A 19,950-nucleotide genomic window follows, 5' to 3' on the forward strand; every position below is an offset into this window, starting at 1 on the left:
GGCGGTGTGGGTCCTTCGGCGGGCTGGGGTGGAGGCTGGTTCTGGACGGTTCGGTTGGGGGGCATGGTCGCTACTGCTGTGCGACACGGGTTGGAACTCCCAGGACCCGAGCACACAGAGCATCCAGAGCGCTCAGAGCCTCGGAGGCCTCACGAGCCCGAAGAGCCGCGTCGTCACGAAAGTTGGCGGGCTGGCGGGCCTGTCGGAATCGCCTTCCTGGCGCTCCGGCTGGGCGGGTGGTGGCTGCTGGAGGCGCGTTCCGAGGCTCTGGCTGGTCGAGCGGGCTCTCCCAAGGACTCCGTCCTCACCACGCCTGGGCTGGGCTGGGCGGTGTCGGTTGGTGTCGCGTCGTCAAGGACCTACGGGCGGCGGTCTCTGTCAGGGGTGCGTTGTGGCAGGCCGTGGGGGTGGGGTCGGTCGTGTGTGATGAGCTGAGCGGTCACCGCCCGCCCCGATCGGTTCGCCGTCGTCCCGCCGAGCGGAGGTGCCGCACCCCTGCCGACCTCGCCTGCCGCCAACCGGCGCCAGGTGTCGCTAGCCGCCAGTCGGGCACGCGCGTCTCCGGCCGCCAACTGGCTACGGACGTCCCCGGTTGCCTGCCGGGCACAGCGGTTCCCGGCCGTCTGCCGATGCCAGGCGTTCCCGGTCGTCGATCGGAGCCACGCGCCGGCCGCCTCCAGGCCGCAGGCGTTCCTGGCCGTGAGTTGGTGAGGGGCTACTGGGCGGTGGAGTGAATCGTCGGCACGCAGGGCCTTCCCGGTCGGCGGCCGCGGAAGGGCGTGGGACAAAGTTCAATTCTTGTGTCATAGCCGCTCGTCCGAGTTGGGTCCGGGCACTCGGGGGGCTGTAGTAACGTGCGTGCCTGACCCGGGTAACGAGTTTGCAAACGGAGGAGTCGAACGTGCCATCCCCTCGATCAGCGGGTCTGATCGCGGTCGTCATGGCGGTGGCTTCTTTTGTCGTGGGTCCCGCTCATGCTCAGGCCGGAACGGGTCTCGCCGCCGCGATACGTCCGGGCTCCGCGCCGGCGGAGGCTGCCCCGTTGTCCGGGTCTGCCCCGCTGTCTGTGGCTGCGCCACTGTTTGTGGCAGCCCCGTTGTCTGTGGCTGGCTCGCTGTCAAAGGCTGGCTCGCTGTCCAAAACAGCTTCACTGTCAAAAACAGCCTCGCTGTCAAAGGCTGCCTCGCCGGCGGAGGCTCCCGCGCCGACCGAGATTCCCGCCCCGGTACCGCTGCTGGACTCGACGCGGGTCTCGGCGAACGCGGGAGGTGTCGCGGTGTCGGTCGGCGGTCAGCAGCAGGCGGCCGACCCGGGAAACCTGACCGAGCTGCGTAAAGAGGCCGAGCGGTCGGCCAAGGAGCTCGAAGAGGCCACGAAGGCGCTGGAGAAGCGGCGGGCGAACTTCGAGGCGGCGGAGAAGCAGCTCAAGGAGAAGCTGACCGCGCTGCAGGAGCTCGATCGGCGGCTGGCCGTGATGCGGCGGCCGGTGTCGCAGTTGGCCGGGCTGCTCTACCAGCAGCCCGTGGCAGCCGACGGGGTGGTGCCGTTCCTGTCGGGCGACGCGACCACGGGTACGTTGCGGGCGCTCAGCGACGCGTCCCACATCGTGACGCTGCGGCAGCAGGTCGTGGAGCAGACCAGCGTGCTGTATCAGGAGGCCGAGCGGCTGGCCGGCGAGGCGCAGGAGCTCAGGGCGAGCAACCTGCTGGCCGAGGCGCAGATGGCGGCGGAGATCGACACGCTCAGGCAGCGTTCGGACAAGATCGTGAAGTCGTTGACCGCGGCGCTGGTGAAGCTCGGTATCAAGATCGACAAGGTGGGGCGGGCGGCGCTCGGGTGCAATCCGCTGCTGGCGTCGCAGGCCGGTGACTATCCGAACGGGCTGATCCCGAAGGGCATGCTCTGTCCGTTGCAGCAGAAGGGGTTCAGCCTCAGGGCTGACGCCACCATCGCGTTCGTGAGCCTGAACGAGGCCTACCGGAAGCGGTTCGGCAAGCCGATGTGTGTCACCGACGCCTACCGGAACCTGGCCGAGCAGCAGTCGATCTACTACCGGCGGCCGGGGTTCGCGGCCGTGCCCGGCCGGAGCAACCACGGACTCGGGCTGGCCGTAGACCTGTGCGGCGGGGTGGAGAGGTTCCGCTCCGCGGAGTTCACCTGGATGGAGCGGAACTCCAAGAAGTACGGCTGGTTCCATCCTGCCTGGGCCTACAGCAGCCCGTTCGAGCCGTGGCACTGGGAGTACGATCCGTCGATGGACTCGCTGCTCTAGGCCGGGACGACCTGCGCGCTGCAGAAGGCGCAGCGGGAGGCCGCCTTGGGGATCTCCGACAGGCACTCGGGGCAGTCACGCGTGGTGGTCTCGACCTTGGCCGACGTGCGTGACTTGAGATGCGTGTACGGCTTGACGACCAGGAAGTAGATCACCGAGGCGACCATCAGGAACGAGATGACCGCGTTCATGAACTTGCCGTACATGAAGTTGGACTCGCCGATGGTGATCTTGAGTGACGAGAAGTCGGGCAGTCCGCCGAAGGCCGAGATGAGCGGCGTGAGCAGGTCGGCCACGAACGACTGGACGATCGAGTTGAAGGCCGCCCCGATCACCACCGCGACGGCCAGGTCGATGACGTTCCCCTGCATGAGGAACTTCTTGAATCCGTTCATGGCAAAGGATCGTAGCCGAGCGATTACCGTAAGTGAGGTTTGATGGTGATCGACAGGCGGCCGGAGGTCTGGGCGGCGGCCAGATGGCCCGCCTGAGCTGGGGTGGTGGCCAGGACGACCAGGGCGCCGTGGTCGTCTTTCGCGCGTGTCGGGACGCTGAGCACGGTGACGTCGTCCGCGACGAGCTGCGCCGGCTGCCCGTCACCCCAGGACGCCAGCACGCCGATCGTCGAGCCGGCGGAGATCAGATGGGCGGCGTCGGCGTCGGCGATGCGTACCGGAGTGGCGACCGTGCCCGCGGGGAGGGGGAACGTGCGGAGCAGGCGGACGTCGGTGAGCGGCTCTCCTTTGCGCATGGGAGTGGCCAGCACCTGGCCGGCCGCGGCGGAGCGGACGGCGCCGCCGGGCGGATGGGGGAGTGCGGCCGGGCGCAGGTCGCCCGGCCGGAGCACGCCTGGCGACAGGTCGCGGGCCGCCACGAGGACCGTGGACCCCGGATCGGGACGCATGGCGATAAATCCGCACAACACCCCGAAACCGGCCAGCACGGCCGCGATGAGCCTGCGGCGGCGGCCGCAACGCCGTAGCCAGGCGCGGATCACGGCAGCTCGAAGGGCAGCTTGATGCCGTCGAGCGCGGAACCGCAGGCGCACTCGCGCTCCTCGGGCAGCGCCTGGACCGTGTCCGACACCAGCGTGCGCATGCGCGTGACGTTCTGCGCGAAGAACTCCAGCACCTCGTCGTGCGTGACCCCCTCGCCGGCCTCGACCCCGGCGTCGTGGTCGGTGACCAGGGAGAGCGAGGTGTAGCAGAGGGCCAGCTCGCGGGCGAGCACCGCCTCGGGGAAGCCGGTCATACCGACGATCGTCCAGCCATTGCCCGCGAACCACTGCGACTCCGCCCTGGTGGAGAAGCGCGGGCCCTCGATCACCACCAGCGTGCCGCCGTCGACGGTCTCCCAGCCGCCAGCGCGCGCCGCTGACACGGCCACCGCGCGGCCGGAGGCGCAGTACGGGTCGGCGAACGACACGTGGACCGTGCCGTCGATGTCGTAATAGGTCTGGACCCGGCCGGAAGTGCGGTCGACGAGCTGGTCGGGGATCACCATCGCCCCCGGACCGTACTCGGCACGCAGCGAGCCCACGGCGCTCGGCGCGAGCACCTGGCGCACGCCGAGCGATCGCAGCGCCCAGAGATTGGCGCGATAGGGGATGCGGTGCGGCGGAAAGCGGTGATCCCGCCCGTGCCGCGGAATGAACGCCACCGACCGCGAACCGATCCTGCCGACCGTGACGACGTCGCTCGGTGGCCCGTAAGGCGTGGTGAGTTCGATCTCCTCCGCGTCGTCGAGCAGGGAGTAGAAGCCCGAGCCGCCGATGACGCCGATGTCTGCACGAGTGACCATGGCGCCGAGAGTAGCCGCATCGTCGAACGCCCATCAGCCGCGGAACCCGGTTCTGTGGACAACCCCGACTCCGCCGAGTAGCGCTGTGGATACAAAGCGTAGAATCTTCGCATGCGGCACAAAGCGCAGCGCGACACGTGGCGCGACCCACAGCCCGACCCGCGGCAGGCGGGTCGGCGCAAGGGCCTCGGCCTGATCATCGTCGCGCTGATGCTCGGCATGCTGCTGGCCGCGCTCGACCAGACCATCGTGTCCACGGCCCTGCCCACCATCGTGGGCGACCTGGGCGGGCTCGAACACCTGGCGTGGGTGGTGACGGGCTACATGCTCGCCTCCACCGTTTCCACCCCGCTGTGGGGCAAACTGGGCGACCAGTTCGGACGAAAACGCCTGTTCATCGCGGCGATCGTCATCTTCCTCGCCGGGTCGGCGCTGTGCGGGCTGAGCCAGAGCATGGGGCAACTGATCGCGTTCAGGTCGATCCAGGGACTGGGCGGCGGCGGGCTGATGGTGCTGGCCCAGGCCATCGTGGGCGACGTCGTCTCCGCCCGGGAAAGAGGCAGGTACCAGGGCTTCTTCGGCGCCGTCTTCGCGGTGTCCAGCATCGTCGGGCCGCTGCTCGGGGGCTTGTTCGTCGACCAACTGTCCTGGCACTGGGTCTTCTACATCAACCTGCCGCTCGGCGCGCTCGCGCTGGTCGTGATCGCCGCGGTGCTGCCGAGCGACGAAACCCGTACCAAACACCGCATCGACTACGCCGGGGTGGTGTTGCTCGGCGGGGCGACGTCCTGTCTCGTCCTGGTCAGCACGTGGGGCGGCACCACCTACGCATGGACGGATCCGGTCATCCTGGGCCTGGTGGTGGCGGCCGTGCTGCTGCTGGCCGGCTGGGTGCTCGTGGAGCGGCGCGCGGCCGAACCGGTGATGCCGCTCGGGCTGTTCGCGCATCGGGCGTTCACGATGTCGTCGATCGTCGGGTTCGTGGTGGGGTTCGGGATGTTCGGCGCGCTCACGTACCTGCCGCTGTTCCTGCAGGTGGTGCACGGGGTGAGCGCGACCTTGTCCGGGGTGTATCTGCTGCCGATGATGGCCGGGATGCTCACGATGTCGATCGTGAGCGGGCAGATCATCAGCAAGAGCGGCAAATACCGGTTTCTCCCCATCGGCGGCACCGCCATCGCGACCGTCGGGATGTTCCTGCTCTCCACGCTCAGCGAACACAGCAGCATGCTGATGTTCGGGACCTACCTGCTGATTCTGGGCATCGGGCTGGGGATGACCATGCAGGTCCTGGTGATCGTGGTACAGAACGCGGTCGACTTCAAGGATCTCGGGGTCGCCACCTCGGGCGCGACGTTCTTCCGCTCGATCGGCGGCTCGTTCGGGGTCGCCACGCTCGGGTCCGTCTTCACCGCGCGGCTCGGCGAGGACCTGCGTCAGGTGCTGAGCACGTCCAGACTGCCGCCGGGCTTCGACCCGGGGCAGATCCAGAAGGATCCGACGGTGATCCAGCGGCTGCCCGGGCCGCTCGCCGCCGAGTTCCTGCACGTGTACGCCGATTCGATCGCGACGGTCTTCCGGGTGGCCGCGCCGATCGTGTTCGTCGCGTTCCTGTTGAGCTGGTTCATCCCGCAGACGCGGCTCAGGGAGACGACGCGGGCCGCCGACCTGGGCGAAGGGCTGGGCGCCACGTCCGCGGAACGGTCGTCGCTGGCCGAGGTCGAACGGGGACTCGTCCGGCTCGCGGACGCGGACCTGCGGCGCGGCTACTACGCCAGACTGGGCACGCTGGCCGGGCTGTCAGAAATACCCCCGCAAGGGGTCTGGGTGATCGCCAGACTGGGCGGCGAGGGCTGGGTGAAGGCGGAGGACCTGGCCCGCCGCGCGAACGTCAGCAGGGCACACGGGCGGCCGTACGTGGATCAGCTGATCGCGGCGGGATACGTGCGGCGATCGGAGGACGGGGAGTCGCTGCGGCTGACCACGCGGGGAGACGAGGCGGCTCTGCGGATGCTGCGCAGCTCGCGTGAGGGACTGAGCAGGCTGGTGGCCGACTGGGGGCCGAACCCGCAGCTGGAGCAGCTGCTCGACCGGATCGCACCGGAACTGCTCGGCGCGTACGCCGACCGTCCACGCCGCTGACATGGGCCGAGGCCGGGCATGCGGAAAGAGCCTCGCGGCCCGCGAGGCTCTCACGCGAAGGGTGGAGCGCGCTCAGCTCGCCGCGGCGGCGGGAGCGGCGGCCGGCGTGGACGACGACGAGGTCGACTCCGCGGGCTTGCTCTCCGAGGTCTTCGAGGAAGACGAGGACGACGCCGCCGTGGACCCGGACGTGGAAGAAGACCGGTTGTCGGTGCGGTAGAAGCCCGATCCCTTGAACACGATGCCCACGGCCGAGAAGACCTTGCGCAGGTTGCCCTCGCATGCGGGGCACACGGTCAGCGCATCGTCGGTGAACTTCTGAACGACTTCGAGCTGCTCACCGCAGTCGTTGCAGGCGTACTGGTAGGTCGGCACGCGCTCCTCCTTCAGATTCTGGCACTCGAGCGATGCGACTGCTAATGGTAACCGATTCGGTCAAACGCCTATTCCAACCCCCGCTCGCCGAACCATCCGGCGAGCTTGCCGCTGCGGCTCACCGCGCGCAGCCGGCGTTCGACCTGGTCGCGGCAGGCGGCGGTGGTGACGAGCAGAAGCTGGTCCTCCACCCGGACCCTGGTGGTGCTGGTGGGCACGAAGGATTTGCCGTCGCGTACCACCAGTGTCACGGCGGCTCCCGCGGGCAGCCGGAGCTCGAAGATCTCCACGCCGTGCAGCAGCGAGCCAGGCGGGATCTTGACCTGCAGCAGGTCGGCGTTCAGCTCCTCCAGCGGCGCCGATTCCACGGCCAGGTCGTGCGCCTCGCCGGGCGCGGCCACGCCGAGCACGCGGGCCACGAACGGCAGCGTGGGCCCCTGGAGCAGGGTGAACACGATGACGATCACGAAGACCTGGTTGAAGATGTCCTTGGAGCCCTCGACCTCGGCCGCCCAGGGGATCGTGGCCAGCACGATGGGCACCGCGCCGCGCAGCCCGGCCCACGACAGGAACGCCTGCTCGCGCCAGCTCACCTGGCCCAGCCGTACCACTCTGGCCACCAGCGCGCTGGCCATCACGGACAACGGCCTGGCCAGCAGCACCAGCACCGTTCCCGCGATCACGCCGGGCACGACGGCGGCGGGCAGCTCGCTCGGATCGGCCACGATCCCGAGCATCACGAACAGCCCGATCTGGGCCAGCCACGCGGCTCCTTCCGCGAAACCCCTGGTGGCCGCCCGGTGCGGAAGCCGCGAATTGCCCATGATCAGAGCGGTCAGATAGACGGCCAGGAATCCGGATCCGTGCAGCAGCACCGCGCCGCCGTACGACACGAAGGCGAGCGCGAGCACGGCGATCGGGTACAGACCGGACGCCGGCAGCGCGACGCGGCGCAGCGCGTACGCACCCGCCGGGCCCACGGCCAGGCCGACGGCGGTGCCGATGACCAGCTCGACCACGGTTTCCAGCAGGAACGTGCCGAAGCCGGCCGAGGCGCTCGCGCTGCTGCTCAGCAGCATGACCGCGATCACGGCGGGCGCGTCGTTGAACCCGGACTCCGCCTCCAGCACGCCGGCCAGCCGCGGTGGCAGCGGCAGCCTGCGCAGCACCGAGAAGACAGCCGCGGCGTCGGTGGAGGCCAGCACCGCGCCGAGGATCAGCGCGCTTCTCGCGTCGAACCCCAGCAATCCCTGGACGGTGAGCGCGACCACGAAGACGCTCACCGCCACCCCCACGGTGGCGAGAATCAGGGCCAGCGGTACGGATCGCCGCACATGCGACCAGGTCGTGGTCAAACCACCCTCGGCCAGGATCACCGCCAGCGCGGTCAGGCCGATCTGCTGGGCGACCTCCGGGTTCGCGAACTGGATCCCGATCGCCGGATCGCCCAGAACCAGCCCGAAGCCGAGGAACAGGAGAAGACTGGGCAGACCACTGCGATGGGCGACGCGGACGGCGGCGATGGCGGCGATGACGATTCCGGCACCAAGAAGAAGCCAGACATCAAGCGCCATCAAGTCTCCCTCTTGTACCCGCGTTCACCTAAGACTAGTGAGTCCACTTGGAGTCACGGCATAGCGGACCCCGTGGTCGTGGGGCTCGGCGGGCACCCCGTCGATCAGCTCGCCGTCGTGCAGCAGCGCCACGGTCGGGACGTTCGGGCCCACCCTGGCCAGCGCGCGGTCGTAGGAGCCGCCGCCGCGGCCGAGCCGCCCGCCGGATGTCCTGTCGACGGCCAGCGCGGGCACGATCACCAGCGCGGCGGTGCGTACGGCGTCGACGCCGCGACGGGTGTCGACCGGCTCCATGATGCCGAAGCGGCCGGGCGCGAGGGTGTCGGGCCCGTCGTAGACGGCCCAGTCGAGATCGTCGTCGTCCTGGAGCACGGGGAGGATAACGGTGGCTCCATGTTTCCACAGAGCGAACACCAGTCCGTGGGTGCTGGGCTCGGTGCCCGTCGACCAGTAGCAGGCCACCAGACCGGCCATCTGGACCCAGGGTTGTTCGAGCAGGGTTTCGCGAACCTTGGTGGCGTTTGCGCGCAGTTGTTCGGGGGAGAGGGAGGTACGCGCCGAAAGCAGCTCGCGGCGCAGGTTCAACTTGTCCACAGGTACCTCCACTAGGGTCTACTTCATGGCTGACTTCGACCCTGTGACGAAAGCTGTCGTGCCCGCCGCGGGTCTGGGCACCCGGTTTCTTCCGGCGACCAAGGCGACACCCAAGGAGATGTTGCCCATCGTCGACAAGCCCGCGATCCAGTATGTCGTCGAGGAGGCCGCCTCCGCGGGGCTCCTCGACGTGCTCATGGTCACCAGTAAGGGCAAGCGGTCCATCGAAGACCATTTCGACCGCGCCTTCGAGCTGGAGGAGGCCCTTGAGGCCAAGGGTGATGAGCACCGGTTGTCCCAGGTCCGCGAGCCCGCCTCGCTCGCGACGCTGCATTACGTGCGTCAGGGTGAGCCGAAGGGGCTCGGGCACGCGGTGTTGTGCGCCAAGCACCACGTCGGCGACCACCCGTTCGCGTGCTTGCTCGGTGACGACTTGATCGACCGGCGTGACCTGCTGCTGCAACGCATGATCGAGGTGCGCGACACCTTCGGCGGCAGCGTCATCGCCCTGATGGAGGTGCCCAGGGAACAGGTCTCCCTGTACGGCGTGGCCACCATCGAGGCCACCGACCAGGAAGACGTGGTCCGCGTGACCGACCTGGTGGAGAAGCCGCCGGCCGACGAGGCGCCGTCCAACTGGGCGATCATCGGGCGCTATGTGCTGGACCCGGCCGTGTTCGAGGTGCTGGAGAACACCCCGCCGGGGCGCGGCGACGAGATCCAGTTGACCGACGCGCTGCGCACGCTGGCCGGGCGCGGCGGTGACGACGGCGGTCCCGTGCACGGCGTGCTGTTCAGGGGACGCCGCTACGACACCGGCGACAAGCTGGACTATCTGCGCACGGTGGTGAAGTTCGCGGCCGATCGGGAGGATCTGGCGCCCGAGTTCGTGCCGTGGCTGCGGGAGTTCCTCGATGAGATCGGTTGATGCGCATCTGGCCGAGATCCTGGCCACTGTGCGTCCGCTGGCCCCGCTCGAGCTGGAGCTTGAGCGGGCGCTGGGAACGGTGCTGGCCGAGGAAGTGACCTCGCCGGTGCCGTTGCCGCCCTTCGACAACTCGGCCATGGACGGATACGCCGTCCGGGCCGTTGACGTCTCCGCCGTGCCCGTGACGTTGCCGGTGATCGACGACGTCGCGGCCGGGTCCGACGAGCTGCGTGCCGTCGGCCCCGGCCACACCGTCCGCATCATGACCGGGGCGCCCGTGCCCGCCGGGGCCGACGCCGTCGTCCCGGTGGAGTGGACCGACGGCGGCACCGCGTCGGTGACCATCGACCGGCCGGTCGAGGTGGGCAACGCGATCCGGCGGACCGGTGAAGACGTCCAGGCCGGTGAGGTGGTGCTCAAACCGGGCACGCCGATCGGTCCCGCCCAGCTCGGCATCATCGCCGGCGTGGGCCGCCGGCGCGTCTGGGTGCGTCCGCGGCCGCGCGTGGTGGTCATCTCGACCGGCGCCGAGCTGGTCGAGCCCGGCTCGCCGCTGGGGCCGGGGCAGATCTGGGATTCCAACAGCTACACGCTGACCGCCGCCGTGCGCGAGTGCGGTGCCGACGGCTTCCGCGTGGGCGGCGTCGGCGACGACCCGGCCGTCTTCCTCGACCAGCTCGACTCCCAGCTGGTACGCGCCGACGCGATCATCACCAGCGGCGGGGTGTCGATGGGGGCGTACGAGCCGGTCAAGGAGGCCCTGTCGCCGCTCGGCACGGTCCGCTTCGACAAGGTGGCGATGCAGCCGGGCATGCCGCAGGGGTTCGGCGTACTGGGCGAGGACCAGGTGCCGATCTTCGCGTTGCCGGGCAATCCGGTGTCGTCGTTCGTGTCGTTCATGCTGTTCGTCCGTCCCGCGCTCGACAAGATGCGCGGGCTGCCCGCCGCGGTGCCCGAGACCGTGCGGGCGCAGGTCACGGGGCCGCTGCGGTCCCCCGACGGCCGGCGCTCGTTCCTGCGCGGGGTGCTGAGCGCCGACGGGTCCGTCTCGCCGGTGCACGGCCAGGGATCGCACCAGCTCGCCGCGCTGGCCTCGGCGAACGCGTTGATCGTGGTGCCCGAGAACGTGACTTCGGTGCCGGCGGGCGCCGCTGTGGAGGTGATCAGGCTTTGAGCGAGCTGACCCACATCGACGAGACCGGCGCGGCCCGCATGGTCGACGTCTCGGCCAAGGACGTCTCCGTGCGCAGCGCGACCGCCACCGGGCGGGTGCTGCTGTCGCCGCAGGTGGTGGAGCTGCTGCGGTCGGGCGAGGTGCCCAAGGGAGACGCGCTGGGCGTGGCGCGGATCGCCGGCATCATGGGGGCGAAGCGGACACCCGACCTGATTCCGCTCTGCCATCCGATCGCCCTGCACGGCGTGAAGGTCACGCTCGACGTCGAGGACCAGGGCGTCGCGATCACCTGCCGGGTCAAGACGGCCGATCGCACGGGCGTGGAGATGGAGGCGCTGACCGCGGTGACGGTGGCCGCGCTCGCCCTGATCGACATGGTGAAGGCGGTCGATCCGGCCGCGGTGATCACGGACGTGCGGGTGGAGGAGAAGGTCGGCGGCAAGACCGGCCTGTGGACGAGGGATTCCCAGTGATGCGGGCCCTGGTGATCACGGTGTCGAACCGGGCTTCGGCCGGGATTTATGCCGATAAATCAGGGCCATTGCTGGCCGAGTTGCTGGCCGAGGCCGGCTGCGAGGTCGAGGGGCCGGTGGTGGTGCCCGATGGCGAGCCGGTCGAGCAGGCGCTGCGCGACGGCGTTTCTGGGGGATTCGACGTCATCGTCACCACCGGCGGCACCGGGCTGACGCCGATGGACCTGACGCCGGAGATGACGTCCCGGGTGATTTCTCGCGAAATTCCTGGCATAGCGGAGGCCATCAGGCAGGCGAATCGCGACAAGGTGCCTACGTCCGTGTTGTCCCGGGGGCTCGCGGGGCAGGCCGGCCACACGCTGATCGTGAATCTGCCCGGTTCCTCCGGCGGCGTACGCGACGGCGTCGCCGTACTCGGGCCCATCCTGCGGCACGCGGTCGACCAGATCAGAGGCGGCGACCACCCGCGCTGACCATGTTTCGGTCTGCCCCACAGTGATCCGTGGCGACATCCTGCCCGATAGGGGGATGATGAGAGATGTGGATCGACTTCGTGGCTGGCCGGCGACTCTCAACGAAGGCACGGTAGGCCTCCGGCCGCTACGGCTGAGCGACGTGCGGGTCTGGCGCGAGACCAGGCTGCGCAACGCCGACTGGCTGCGGCCGTGGGAGCCGAGCAATCCGGAGACACCGCTGTTCAGAACGGGGCTCGGACCGTACGTCTCCATGGTCGGCACCCTGCGCCGCGAGGCCAGGCAGGGGATGGCGCTGCCCTGGGTGATCACGTACGGCGGCCGGTTCGCCGGGCAGCTCACGATCGGCGCCATCGTGTGGGGATCCGCCCGTTCCGCCCAGGTCGGCTACTGGATCGACGGCGGCCTGGCCGGTCAGGGCATCACGCCGACCGCGCTCGCCATGGCCGTCGACCACTGTTTCTTCACCACCGGATTGCATCGGGTCGAGGCGAACATCCGCCCCGAGAACCAGGCCAGTCGTAGAGTGGTGGAGAAGCTCGGGTTCAGGGAAGAAGGCGTCCGCCGCCGTCAGCTTCACATCGACGGAGCCTGGCGCGATCACATCTGCTACGCGCTGACCGTCGAGGACGTTCCGGGCGGCCTGCTCGTACAGTGGCGTCGCGCTCGTGAGTCAGCCGCTCACGGTGGGTCTCCAGTGGAAGAGGTTTGACGATCTCGCGACACACCGCACCGAATGCTCGTCAATCAGTGACACGCGGTCTTACGGTGCGTGACGTGAGCACATCGAAGACGCGAAGGAGACACACGCGTTTTCGTGCTGCCCGGAGGTGCCCGTGAGCGGTGCTCTCCTCTACCTGGCCATCGTGATCATGTGGCTCTGCGTCCTGGTCCCGATGTGGCTGCGCCGGGACAAGACGAACCTCGCTGAGCTGGCCGAACTGGAAGAGCACTACACCGGCGAACACCAGCTCCCGGACCTCGACAACCTCGACCCGTCCGAGGCGGACGAGGATGACGGCACCCCGCCGACCGAGGTCGAGAAGGTCGACGTCCGGCAGTTCCGCTACCGCCGCCGCGCCATCATCGTCGCCCGCCGCAGACGCCTGCTCTTCTTCACCGCCCTGCTGGTGATCGCCTCGGTGGTGACGGCCGCGGTCAAGATGATCCCGTGGTGGGGCGTGGCGCCGTCCGGGGTCATCATGCTGGCGTACCTGGCGTTTCTCCGTATCGCCGTCCAGGTGGACCGCGAACGTCGCCAGCGCGCCCAGCGCGCCCGCGCGGAACACGCCCGCCGCCTGCGCGAACAACAGCGCCGCGCGGCCGAACAGGCGGAGGCGGAAATCATCGATCTCGCCCCGCTGAACGCCGACATCCTCTTCGACCAGTACGCGGAACCACCCAAGCGAGCGGTGGGGGACTGAAAGGGTGGCGCGAGGACCCCTGGGAGTTTGCTAACCTAGTCGAGGTTGTTGGGGATGTAGCGCAGTCCGGTAGCGCACTTCGTTCGCATCGAAGGGGTCAGGGGTTCGAATCCCCTCATCTCCACCCAGGTCAGAGGCCGTTTCTCCTAGCTGGAGAGGCGGCCTCTTTCGTTTTTGGGAGGATTCTGGGAGAACAGCGGAGTGACCACGCTGTCCCGGTAGACCCCGAGCGCCGCGTCGAGCACCGGCACCATCGAGCGCGGCGACAGCTCGAACCGCCGCTGGAGAGACGACTCCCACAACCGAGTGAAGAGATCGAGCCCCTCTGAGATCATCTCGGCCGTCACGTGGCCGTAGTTGGCCGACATGGACCCGTCAGTGTGACCCATCCGCGAGACCTTGAACGCCTTCTTGAGGCCGCCGTTGTCCATCATCGTCTGATGGCCGTGCCGCGTCCCGTGGAACGTCAGGTCCGTACAGACCGGCGTCCACTGCACCAGCGCGTCAGGGCACGGCCGCACGTACGCGTCCAACAACGCGTCCCGCTTCATGCGCGCCACGATCGCCTCGTCGGCGCCCTGAGCGACCGCGTACGCGGCCAGCGCGGCACGCGCGGACCGGCTGTTGACCTCCTTCGGCCCCCAGCCCTGCCGGTAGAACAGCATCCGGGGACGCTCCCACGGCTTGCCCGCCTCGGGCGTCGGCCACGGCGCGAACGGCTTGCCCTCCTCGGCCGCCGCCCAGGGCGCGAGCGGCACCCCAGGCCAGTGCCGGGACGCATCCGCGAGCACCGGCTTGGCGTCCCGCCCGTACGTGCCGCCGCGCTCCGGGTACCAGCCGTCAGCGGCCGGCCGCAGGTAGAGGCGCCGGAAATCGGAGCGGGAGTGATGCCGTGAGGAGGTGAGGAACAGCACGCGCCGCGATCCGTCGCACCAGGGCGCGAGCGGGTCGTGCGGCTGGTCCTCGGGCACCGTGCACCCGCAGCGGCGTGCCTCGGCCGCGGCGAGCTGGAGCATCTCCCACAGCCACATCGGGACGTGCACGTCGCGGATGCTGCCGTCCTTCGGGCGGCCCCAGTAGAAATCTCCCTCCTCGGTCTCGTAGATCTTCCAATGCAGGTGGACGATCCCCCGGTCCTTCACAGCCTCGGGCGTGACCGCGATCGCCTCCGACCAGCGTGCGCCCGTGTAGAACGCGAGCAGCACCAGCAGGAAATCAGTCCACCTCCCGGACAGGACGGCGACCCGCTCGGCGATGATGAGCGCCTGGAACGGGGTCGGCCACACCTTCTCCGCCTGCTCCCATTCCTCGACGCGGCTCCGCCCCTTCCGGCCGGTGCCGCGCACCCGCTCGGCCGGGTTGGTGTCGATGTGGCCGGCACGCTTCGCGGCGTTCAGGACCGTGATCAGCGTGGCGCGGGCGTCCTTCGCGGTGCGCGGCTTGTACCCGGCTGCGACGATGCTGCGCTCCCACGGGCCGACCATCTCGGGCGCGATGGCGACCAGCGCCAGGTGCCCGAATCGCTTCATGATGTGGCCCTTGAGCATCCGCTTGTACTTCCGCATCGTGGAACGCTCCAGGTCAAGGGAGTCGTACCACGTCTCGGACCATTCCTTGAAGGTGATCTGACCTCGGCGCGGGTCCTTGTACCGGCCCTTGCGGATCTCGCGTTCCTGCTCGTCGCCGTAGTCCTGGGCGGCCTTCTCCGTCAGGAACGGCTCGCCGTGGTCGTCGTGGCTGGCGGAGTCGTACTTGCCCGGCTCCCCGGGCCTCGGCCACTTGACGCGCCAGCGGTCGCGCCCGTGCCGGTCCTTCCCTCTGTACTCGGGATGTGCCATCAGTTCCTCTCGGTTTCCTCTCTGGCCTCGGGTGAGGCCTACAGGCTGGGCGGCACCCCCTTCCGGGGACCGCGTCCGCGGTAGTTGGCGGGAGGCGCGTAGAAGCACAGCAGATCAGCGGCGGCCTGCGCGGCCTGCGCCTCCAGCTCGGCGCTGATCACGTCCTTGGGCAGGTACTCGATGAGCCCGCCGGGAGTGAGTCGCATCTCGGGGGTTTCGGTGTCGGCGTCGACGATGAGCTGGAACGGCGTCGTGGGGTCGGCGACGGGTTCGGGCAGCAGGCGGAAGCCCTCGAACCCTTTACGGACGGCCTTGACCACGCTAGGGATCGCATCGCGCTCGATGTGGTCGATGTGGATCAGGGTCGTCACCCCCTCCTCCTCCGACTTGCTGACGAATACGCTCACCAGTCGGCCCATCAGCTGGTCGGAGGAGGCGAGGACGATTTGGAAACTCTTCACGGGCGGTCCCTAGGAGCTGCGCGTAGTTTGCGCGAATCGTGCGTGATCGTGCGTCTTTTAATCACAAAAGTTCTACATGAGACAGGTATCCGAACACCAGAGCAAAAGAGAGCGCGATCTTTCGGGGGATGCGCCCGGATATCTCAGTCCTCCTGGGGGGGGAGTGTCAAGCCGTCGATCGTTCCGCCTTCCTTGAGTAGCCGGGCGATGTCGCTTGTGAGCCGTTCCGCTTGCTCCTGGACGACTCGCTGGCCGGCGGGGGGCAGCTCGCCCAGCCCGGGCACGATCAGCACGCCGGCCTCGGTGGAGATCCTCGCTGAGCGTTCCCGTGGTGGCGTGGCGGTGCGTAGGCAGTCAACGGGCGTGCCTTTCGTCGCGTCGGTGATGGCTCCTGGGGCTAGTTCGTAGGCGATTTCGATGAGGCGTAGCGTCTCGGGTTCGAAGTTGCGACGCCGGGCTCCTTCAAGGTCGGAGATGACACGGGGGGTCATGCCACGTTCCTCGCAGAACAAGGCTCGGTTCTTGTATCGAGGGTCGATCTCCGCCCGGCGGGCGCGGAGTAGTGTGCCGAGGCGCTGCCACGCCTCGCGTTGCGTGGGGGCGTCCATGTCAGATCCTGGATCCGCTCTGTGAGTCGTGATGTGAGTCCATGACTGTCGAGTAAGAAAACCTTACTCGCTGCCACTTCTTGCAGGTCAATCCATACGCGCGCCCCCATTCCCAGTCTCCGCGCGCCTGGTGCGTCACCGCTGTGAGTCATTTTGAGTCCTACGCGACCAAACCGCAATCGGGACTCAGGTTGCGCCTGAGTCTTCTTGAGTCCTAATGTGTCCTGTGTGAGTCCCGTCACTAACCCTCGCCAAGCGCAGGGCGCACGCATCCGCGCCCTGCGAGAGGCGGCCGGTCTGAGCATGGATGAGCTGGCCGAACGCCTCGGAATCACCAGGCAGCACCTGAGTCACCTTGAGCGTGGCAACCGCGCCACGACGGCCAAAATGCTCAAGGCTCTGGCCGCCGCGCTTGACTCAACTGTGACGCAAATCATTGGCGGCGCCGGTAATACAACTATGGCCCCCGAGCGTCAGGAGCCGCCCCCCTCGTACCGGTGCTACACGCCGGCCGAGGGCGCCGCCCGCATCGGCGGTCGGGCGACCGCGAACCTCCTGGAGGAGCTCGCCACGCGCGGCTACGAGCACACCCTGATCGGCAACAAGGTCCACTACACGGACGCTCAGCTTGGCGCGGTCATCGCCGCGCACGCCCGGGGCAAGACCGTGCTTCCTGAGGAGCCCGCCGAGGACCCGGCCGCCCCGGTTGTCGAGCCGACGCCGCTCCCCGCCACCCGCAGCCGCCGCGCCACGCGCACGGCCGCCGCGAGCAAGACCGACCTGACGGCCACCCCCGGCCGCCGCTACAGCGCCTGAACGGCGCGCGGGCGCCCGGCCCCGCTACGGCCCTGGACGCCCGCTGTCCCCACCGAGAGAGGCAGGACATGACCATCATCGCACCGCAGCCCATGACCAGGGGGGAGCAGTACACCGCCGCCCTGGACGCCCTGGCTGAACTCGCCCGCATCCCTGGGCTTCCCATCCCGGCCGTCTACGAGGTCTTCCCCCAGCCCATGTCCAACGAGCTGGTCACCCGGATTCAGATGCCCGGCGTCGGCTTGGAGAACCGCGACGCCATCCGCGCATACGCCGAGCATCTCACGGAGGTGTCGTGGGAGGTGCTCCGCTACACCACCAGCTTGGGCGGGCAGTTGCGCGCCGATGGCCAGCGTGGGAGCGCTCGCGTGACGGTGTGGCTCGGGTTGGACGCGGAGGACCTGGACGACGCCGAGCTGCTCGCCAAGGCGCTCACGTGATGAGCGTCCTCTCCCGCCTCGTCGGCCGCCGCGCGGCGGCCGACCTGGCCGACCTCGCCGCTCCGGACCTGCCGGCCGAGCTGTGGCTCGACCCGTTCACGTTCGACTGGGCTGACGAGCCCGGCATCCGCGCCAAGACCGGCGCCCTGTTCTTCGCGTCCCCCTACGCCCCCCGGAGCATCTGATGCCGCGCATCTGCTACGTCCCCAAGACGTTCACCCCCGCCCATCAGGCGATCATCGCCCAGGCTGACCGGTTTTGCCGCGACTACGCCATGCAGGGCCTCGACCTGACGTTGCGTCAGCTCTACTACCGGTTCGTCGCCGCCGACCTGATCCCCAACACCCAGCAGTCGTACAAGCGGCTGGGGTCGATCATCAACGACGCCCGCTTGGCCGGTGAGCTGGACTGGTACCACGTCATCGACCGGACGCGCGGCCTGCGAGGGCTGGGCCACTGGGACTCGCCTGACGAGATCATCAGCAGCTCGGCGGCTGGCTACATGACCGACCGGTGGGCGCTCCAGCCGTACCGCGTCGAGGTGTGGGTCGAGAAGGACGCCCTTTCCGGCGTGATCGGCAGGACGGCCCAGCGCTACGACGTCGACTACTTCTCCTGCCGTGGCTACACCAGCCAGTCGGAGCTGTGGCGGGCCGCCCGCCGCATGATCGACCACCAGGAAGACGGCAAGAAGTGCGTCGTCATCCACCTCGGCGACCACGACCCCAGCGGCGTGGACATGACGCGCGACATCGAGGAGCGGTTCGGGCTGTTCGGCGCCACCGTGGACGTGCGGCGGATCGCGCTGAACATGGACCAGGTTCGCAGGTACAACCCGCCGCCGAACCCGGCCAAGCTGACCGACTCCCGCGCGACTGGCTACATCCGGGAGCACGGCCGCTCGTCGTGGGAGCTGGACGCGCTCGACCCGACCACGCTGGATGCGCTGATCTCGGCTGAGATCGAGCAGTTCCGCGACGAGGGCCTGTGGGAGTCGGCGACCGCCGCCATGGAGCGTGACAAGACGCTCCTGCGCGCGGTGTCGGACCGGTGGGCCGAGGTCGTCGACCTGGTCGAGGGCGGTGCCTGATGGCCATCCTCCCCACCGCTAATCGTGATTACGACCCCAAGCGCTACGAGCCCGCCGGCGCTATCTACCACGCTGCCGTCGCTCATCGCGGCGGCCACGAGTACACCGGTGGCCCCGTCGCGTGGGATCACCCCGAGGGCGAGCACCCTGCCTGCCCGGGCTGTGCCCTCTGCCAGGGGAAGGGCGGTGCTTGATGGGCAAGAACACCGACACCACGATCACGACCACCTCGGGCGGTACCTTCCGAGCCGCGAGGACTCCCAACACCGAGGACGGGATCTCCCTGTCTCTCAACGGAAGGACGGGCCGCTTCGTCCGGCGTCAGTTGCCCGAGCTCGTGGCCGCCCTCTACAGGGCCGCTGGCCAGGAGATGCCGAGCGAGCCCTTGGGCAAGCACGCTGACGGTTGCGGCGACGTGCTGAGCGTTCGCCAGTCGAACCACCGTCCCGAGACGGCGTACGTCGAGTCGCAGGGCGTGTATGTCACCCTCGATGACCTGCCCGGCATTGTGGACGCGCTCTACCGCTCCGTCGGTGTCGAGCCGCCGCTCATGCTCGCTCGGCCGGCCTGGTGGAACCACGTGCCGGTCCGGGAGTTCACGCTCGGCGGCGCGCTGACCTTCGTGCGTCGGGGCGACCGCATCGCCGCTTACGGCAGCACCCGCGGTTACCTCAGCTCGGCGGAGATGCTCAGCGCTGCGGCGGTGCTGGCCGCCATGGCGCTCGACGCCGACCCGCCTGCCGAGGCAGTCATGCAGTTGGACGAGCTGCTCGCTGAGGCCCTCCGAGAGCACACGCTCTCGACCGATGTTGCCCGCGCCCTGCTCAAGGCCGGTATCACCCTGCCCACCGAGGAGACCAAGTGACCACCTTCAAGGACGTGCACGGCGACCACCTGGTGATCGAGCGCTCGACAAAGACCGCTGGGGTCTTCATCGACAGCAACGCCGCCCACATGCCCCGCGAGCAGGTGCCCGCGATCCTCGACGCCATCCGCGAGGCCGCCGGCCTGCCCAAGCCCGTCGAGCACAAGCACACCGACGCTGAGGGCGACTCCCTTCGCATCCACCCGTCCGCCGACCTGCCCGACGTGGTGCGCAAGCTGTACGAGGCCGCTGGCCAGCCCGCGCCGATCATCCTCGACCGGCCGAGCCCCGACGTGGTGCGCTCCGAGGGCTGGATCAGTGGCCCCGAGGTCGAGATCAAGGACAAGTCCCAGTACTTCCACCCCGATGACGCCCGCAGCCTGGCCGCGACTCTCGCTGCTGCTGCCGACCTGATCGAGGCCGACGCGACCGAAGCGGACGTGAAGGCGTTGGCGAACGCGATCATCAGTACCGGCGTCAACCCCGAGCTGGCGGAGAAGGCCGCCCGCGCCGCTGTCGCTGCTGGGTTCGCCAGGGCGGCCGAGTGACCGCGCAGGCCATCGCGCCCGCCGCCCCCACCGTGGGGCGGCGGGTCACCCCCAC

23 protein-coding genes, 1 tRNA gene and 1 pseudogene are annotated in these 19,950 nt (G+C 69.0%); 16 read left to right on the forward strand and 9 right to left on the reverse strand.

Features of this window, described 5'->3' with window-relative positions:
• Positions 1–1,276 precede the first annotated feature (1,276 nt).
• Positions 1,277–2,272, forward strand: a complete 996-nt coding sequence (locus HII36_RS42885; RefSeq protein ID WP_328808146.1) for a D-alanyl-D-alanine carboxypeptidase family protein — start codon at positions 1,277–1,279, stop codon at positions 2,270–2,272.
• Here the strand turns inward: HII36_RS42885 and mscL are convergent.
• Genes mscL through HII36_RS42900 form a run of 3 tightly spaced genes read right to left on the reverse strand, consistent with a single transcriptional unit; the run spans position 2,269 to position 4,072 of the window.
• The gene (mscL, locus tag HII36_RS42890) at positions 2,269–2,667 is read right to left on the reverse strand and encodes a large conductance mechanosensitive channel protein MscL (protein WP_173529094.1); all 399 of its coding nucleotides are present in this window, start codon (positions 2,665–2,667) and stop codon (positions 2,269–2,271) included. The two genes, HII36_RS42885 and mscL, sit on opposite strands and share 4 nt — an antisense overlap.
• A gap of 23 nt (positions 2,668–2,690) precedes the next feature.
• Positions 2,691–3,269 carry an SAF domain-containing protein gene (locus HII36_RS42895; RefSeq protein ID WP_328808147.1) on the reverse strand — a complete coding sequence of 193 codons (579 nt, stop codon included), beginning with the start codon at positions 3,267–3,269 and terminating at the stop codon, positions 2,691–2,693.
• Positions 3,266–4,072, reverse strand: a complete 807-nt coding sequence (locus HII36_RS42900) for an S-methyl-5'-thioadenosine phosphorylase (RefSeq protein ID WP_173529095.1) — start codon at positions 4,070–4,072, stop codon at positions 3,266–3,268. Before HII36_RS42900 ends, HII36_RS42895 begins: the two co-directional genes overlap by 4 nt.
• 111 nt (positions 4,073–4,183) lie before the next feature.
• Between HII36_RS42900 and HII36_RS42905 the strand changes: the two genes are divergently transcribed.
• Complete coding sequence (locus HII36_RS42905; RefSeq protein ID WP_173529096.1) at positions 4,184–6,214, forward strand: MFS transporter; 2,031 nt, start codon at positions 4,184–4,186, stop codon at positions 6,212–6,214.
• A 72-nt stretch (positions 6,215–6,286) separates the two neighbouring features.
• Here HII36_RS42905 and HII36_RS42910 read toward each other — a convergent pair whose 3' ends face one another.
• The 3 genes from HII36_RS42910 to HII36_RS42920 form a co-directional block, all read right to left on the reverse strand.
• A complete protein-coding gene (locus HII36_RS42910) occupies positions 6,287–6,589 on the reverse strand; it encodes an FmdB family zinc ribbon protein (protein WP_173529097.1) in 303 nt (100 codons plus the stop codon).
• Positions 6,590–6,657: 68 nt separating this feature from the next.
• Complete coding sequence (locus tag HII36_RS42915) at positions 6,658–8,163, reverse strand: potassium/proton antiporter (protein ID WP_173529098.1); 1,506 nt, start codon at positions 8,161–8,163, stop codon at positions 6,658–6,660.
• A 24-nt stretch (positions 8,164–8,187) separates the two neighbouring features.
• Positions 8,188–8,757, reverse strand: coding sequence for a 5-formyltetrahydrofolate cyclo-ligase (locus HII36_RS42920; protein WP_173529099.1), 570 nt, complete (start codon positions 8,755–8,757; stop codon positions 8,188–8,190).
• 25 nt (positions 8,758–8,782) lie between these two features.
• On the opposite strand from HII36_RS42920, the gene galU reads away from it, so the two are divergent.
• The 7 genes from galU (at position 8,783) to HII36_RS42955 (ending at position 13,353) form a co-directional block, all read left to right on the forward strand.
• Entirely contained in the window at positions 8,783–9,685 is a 903-nt protein-coding gene (galU, locus tag HII36_RS42925) for a UTP--glucose-1-phosphate uridylyltransferase GalU (protein WP_173529100.1), read from the forward strand.
• Entirely contained in the window at positions 9,672–10,859 is a 1,188-nt protein-coding gene (gene glp, locus HII36_RS42930) for a molybdotransferase-like divisome protein Glp (RefSeq protein WP_173529101.1), read from the forward strand. The genes galU and glp overlap by 14 nt, the downstream gene beginning before the upstream one ends.
• Positions 10,856–11,332 carry a cyclic pyranopterin monophosphate synthase MoaC gene (gene moaC / locus HII36_RS42935; protein WP_217370673.1) on the forward strand — a complete coding sequence of 159 codons (477 nt, stop codon included), beginning with the start codon at positions 10,856–10,858 and terminating at the stop codon, positions 11,330–11,332. Before glp ends, moaC begins: the two co-directional genes overlap by 4 nt.
• Positions 11,332–11,805: a MogA/MoaB family molybdenum cofactor biosynthesis protein gene (locus HII36_RS42940; RefSeq protein WP_173529102.1), complete on the forward strand. Its 474-nt coding sequence runs from the start codon at positions 11,332–11,334 to the stop codon at positions 11,803–11,805. The genes moaC and HII36_RS42940 overlap by 1 nt, the downstream gene beginning before the upstream one ends.
• A 58-nt stretch (positions 11,806–11,863) precedes the next feature.
• Positions 11,864–12,517: a GNAT family N-acetyltransferase gene (locus HII36_RS42945; RefSeq protein WP_173529116.1), complete on the forward strand. Its 654-nt coding sequence runs from the start codon at positions 11,864–11,866 to the stop codon at positions 12,515–12,517.
• A 124-nt stretch (positions 12,518–12,641) separates the two neighbouring features.
• Positions 12,642–13,229 (forward strand): divisome protein SepX/GlpR, encoded by a 588-nt coding sequence (gene sepX, locus HII36_RS42950; RefSeq protein ID WP_173529103.1) that lies wholly within the window; start codon positions 12,642–12,644, stop codon positions 13,227–13,229.
• Positions 13,230–13,279: 50 nt separating this feature from the next.
• Positions 13,280–13,353 (forward strand) — tRNA-Ala (locus tag HII36_RS42955).
• 22 nt (positions 13,354–13,375) lie between these two features.
• Here HII36_RS42955 and HII36_RS42960 read toward each other — a convergent pair.
• The 3 genes from HII36_RS42960 to HII36_RS42970 form a co-directional block, all read right to left on the reverse strand.
• The gene (locus HII36_RS42960) at positions 13,376–15,067 is read right to left on the reverse strand and encodes a phage integrase central domain-containing protein (RefSeq protein ID WP_173529104.1); all 1,692 of its coding nucleotides are present in this window, start codon (positions 15,065–15,067) and stop codon (positions 13,376–13,378) included.
• 38 nt (positions 15,068–15,105) lie between these two features.
• Positions 15,106–15,528: a hypothetical protein gene (locus HII36_RS42965; protein WP_173529105.1), complete on the reverse strand. Its 423-nt coding sequence runs from the start codon at positions 15,526–15,528 to the stop codon at positions 15,106–15,108.
• Between the two features lie 143 nt (positions 15,529–15,671).
• Positions 15,672–16,136: a hypothetical protein gene (locus HII36_RS42970; protein ID WP_173529106.1), complete on the reverse strand. Its 465-nt coding sequence runs from the start codon at positions 16,134–16,136 to the stop codon at positions 15,672–15,674.
• Positions 16,137–16,364: 228 nt separating this feature from the next.
• Here HII36_RS42970 and HII36_RS59370 point away from each other — a divergent pair.
• The 7 genes and pseudogenes from HII36_RS59370 to HII36_RS43000 form a co-directional block, all read left to right on the forward strand.
• Positions 16,365–16,562, forward strand: a pseudogene (locus tag HII36_RS59370) (helix-turn-helix domain-containing protein); the annotation flags it as partial.
• Between the two features lie 33 nt (positions 16,563–16,595).
• Positions 16,596–16,952, forward strand: coding sequence for a hypothetical protein (locus HII36_RS57320; protein WP_236004501.1), 357 nt, complete (start codon positions 16,596–16,598; stop codon positions 16,950–16,952).
• Between the two features lie 68 nt (positions 16,953–17,020).
• On the forward strand, positions 17,021–17,392 hold the full coding sequence (locus HII36_RS42980; RefSeq protein WP_173529108.1) for a hypothetical protein: 372 nt from the start codon (positions 17,021–17,023) through the stop codon (positions 17,390–17,392).
• On the forward strand, positions 17,392–17,577 hold the full coding sequence (locus HII36_RS42985; protein WP_173529109.1) for a hypothetical protein: 186 nt from the start codon (positions 17,392–17,394) through the stop codon (positions 17,575–17,577). Before HII36_RS42980 ends, HII36_RS42985 begins: the two co-directional genes overlap by 1 nt.
• Positions 17,577–18,482: a hypothetical protein gene (locus tag HII36_RS42990; protein ID WP_173529110.1), complete on the forward strand. Its 906-nt coding sequence runs from the start codon at positions 17,577–17,579 to the stop codon at positions 18,480–18,482. The genes HII36_RS42985 and HII36_RS42990 overlap by 1 nt, the downstream gene beginning before the upstream one ends.
• 193 nt (positions 18,483–18,675) lie before the next feature.
• Complete coding sequence (locus tag HII36_RS42995; protein ID WP_173529111.1) at positions 18,676–19,347, forward strand: hypothetical protein; 672 nt, start codon at positions 18,676–18,678, stop codon at positions 19,345–19,347.
• Positions 19,344–19,895, forward strand: a complete 552-nt coding sequence (locus HII36_RS43000; protein ID WP_173529112.1) for a hypothetical protein — start codon at positions 19,344–19,346, stop codon at positions 19,893–19,895. The genes HII36_RS42995 and HII36_RS43000 overlap by 4 nt, the downstream gene beginning before the upstream one ends.
• Positions 19,896–19,950: the final 55 nt, after the last annotated feature.

The organism is Nonomuraea antri (genome assembly GCF_013283785.1).
In the GTDB taxonomy this organism is placed as follows: Bacteria; Actinomycetota; Actinomycetes; order Streptosporangiales; family Streptosporangiaceae; genus Nonomuraea; species Nonomuraea antri.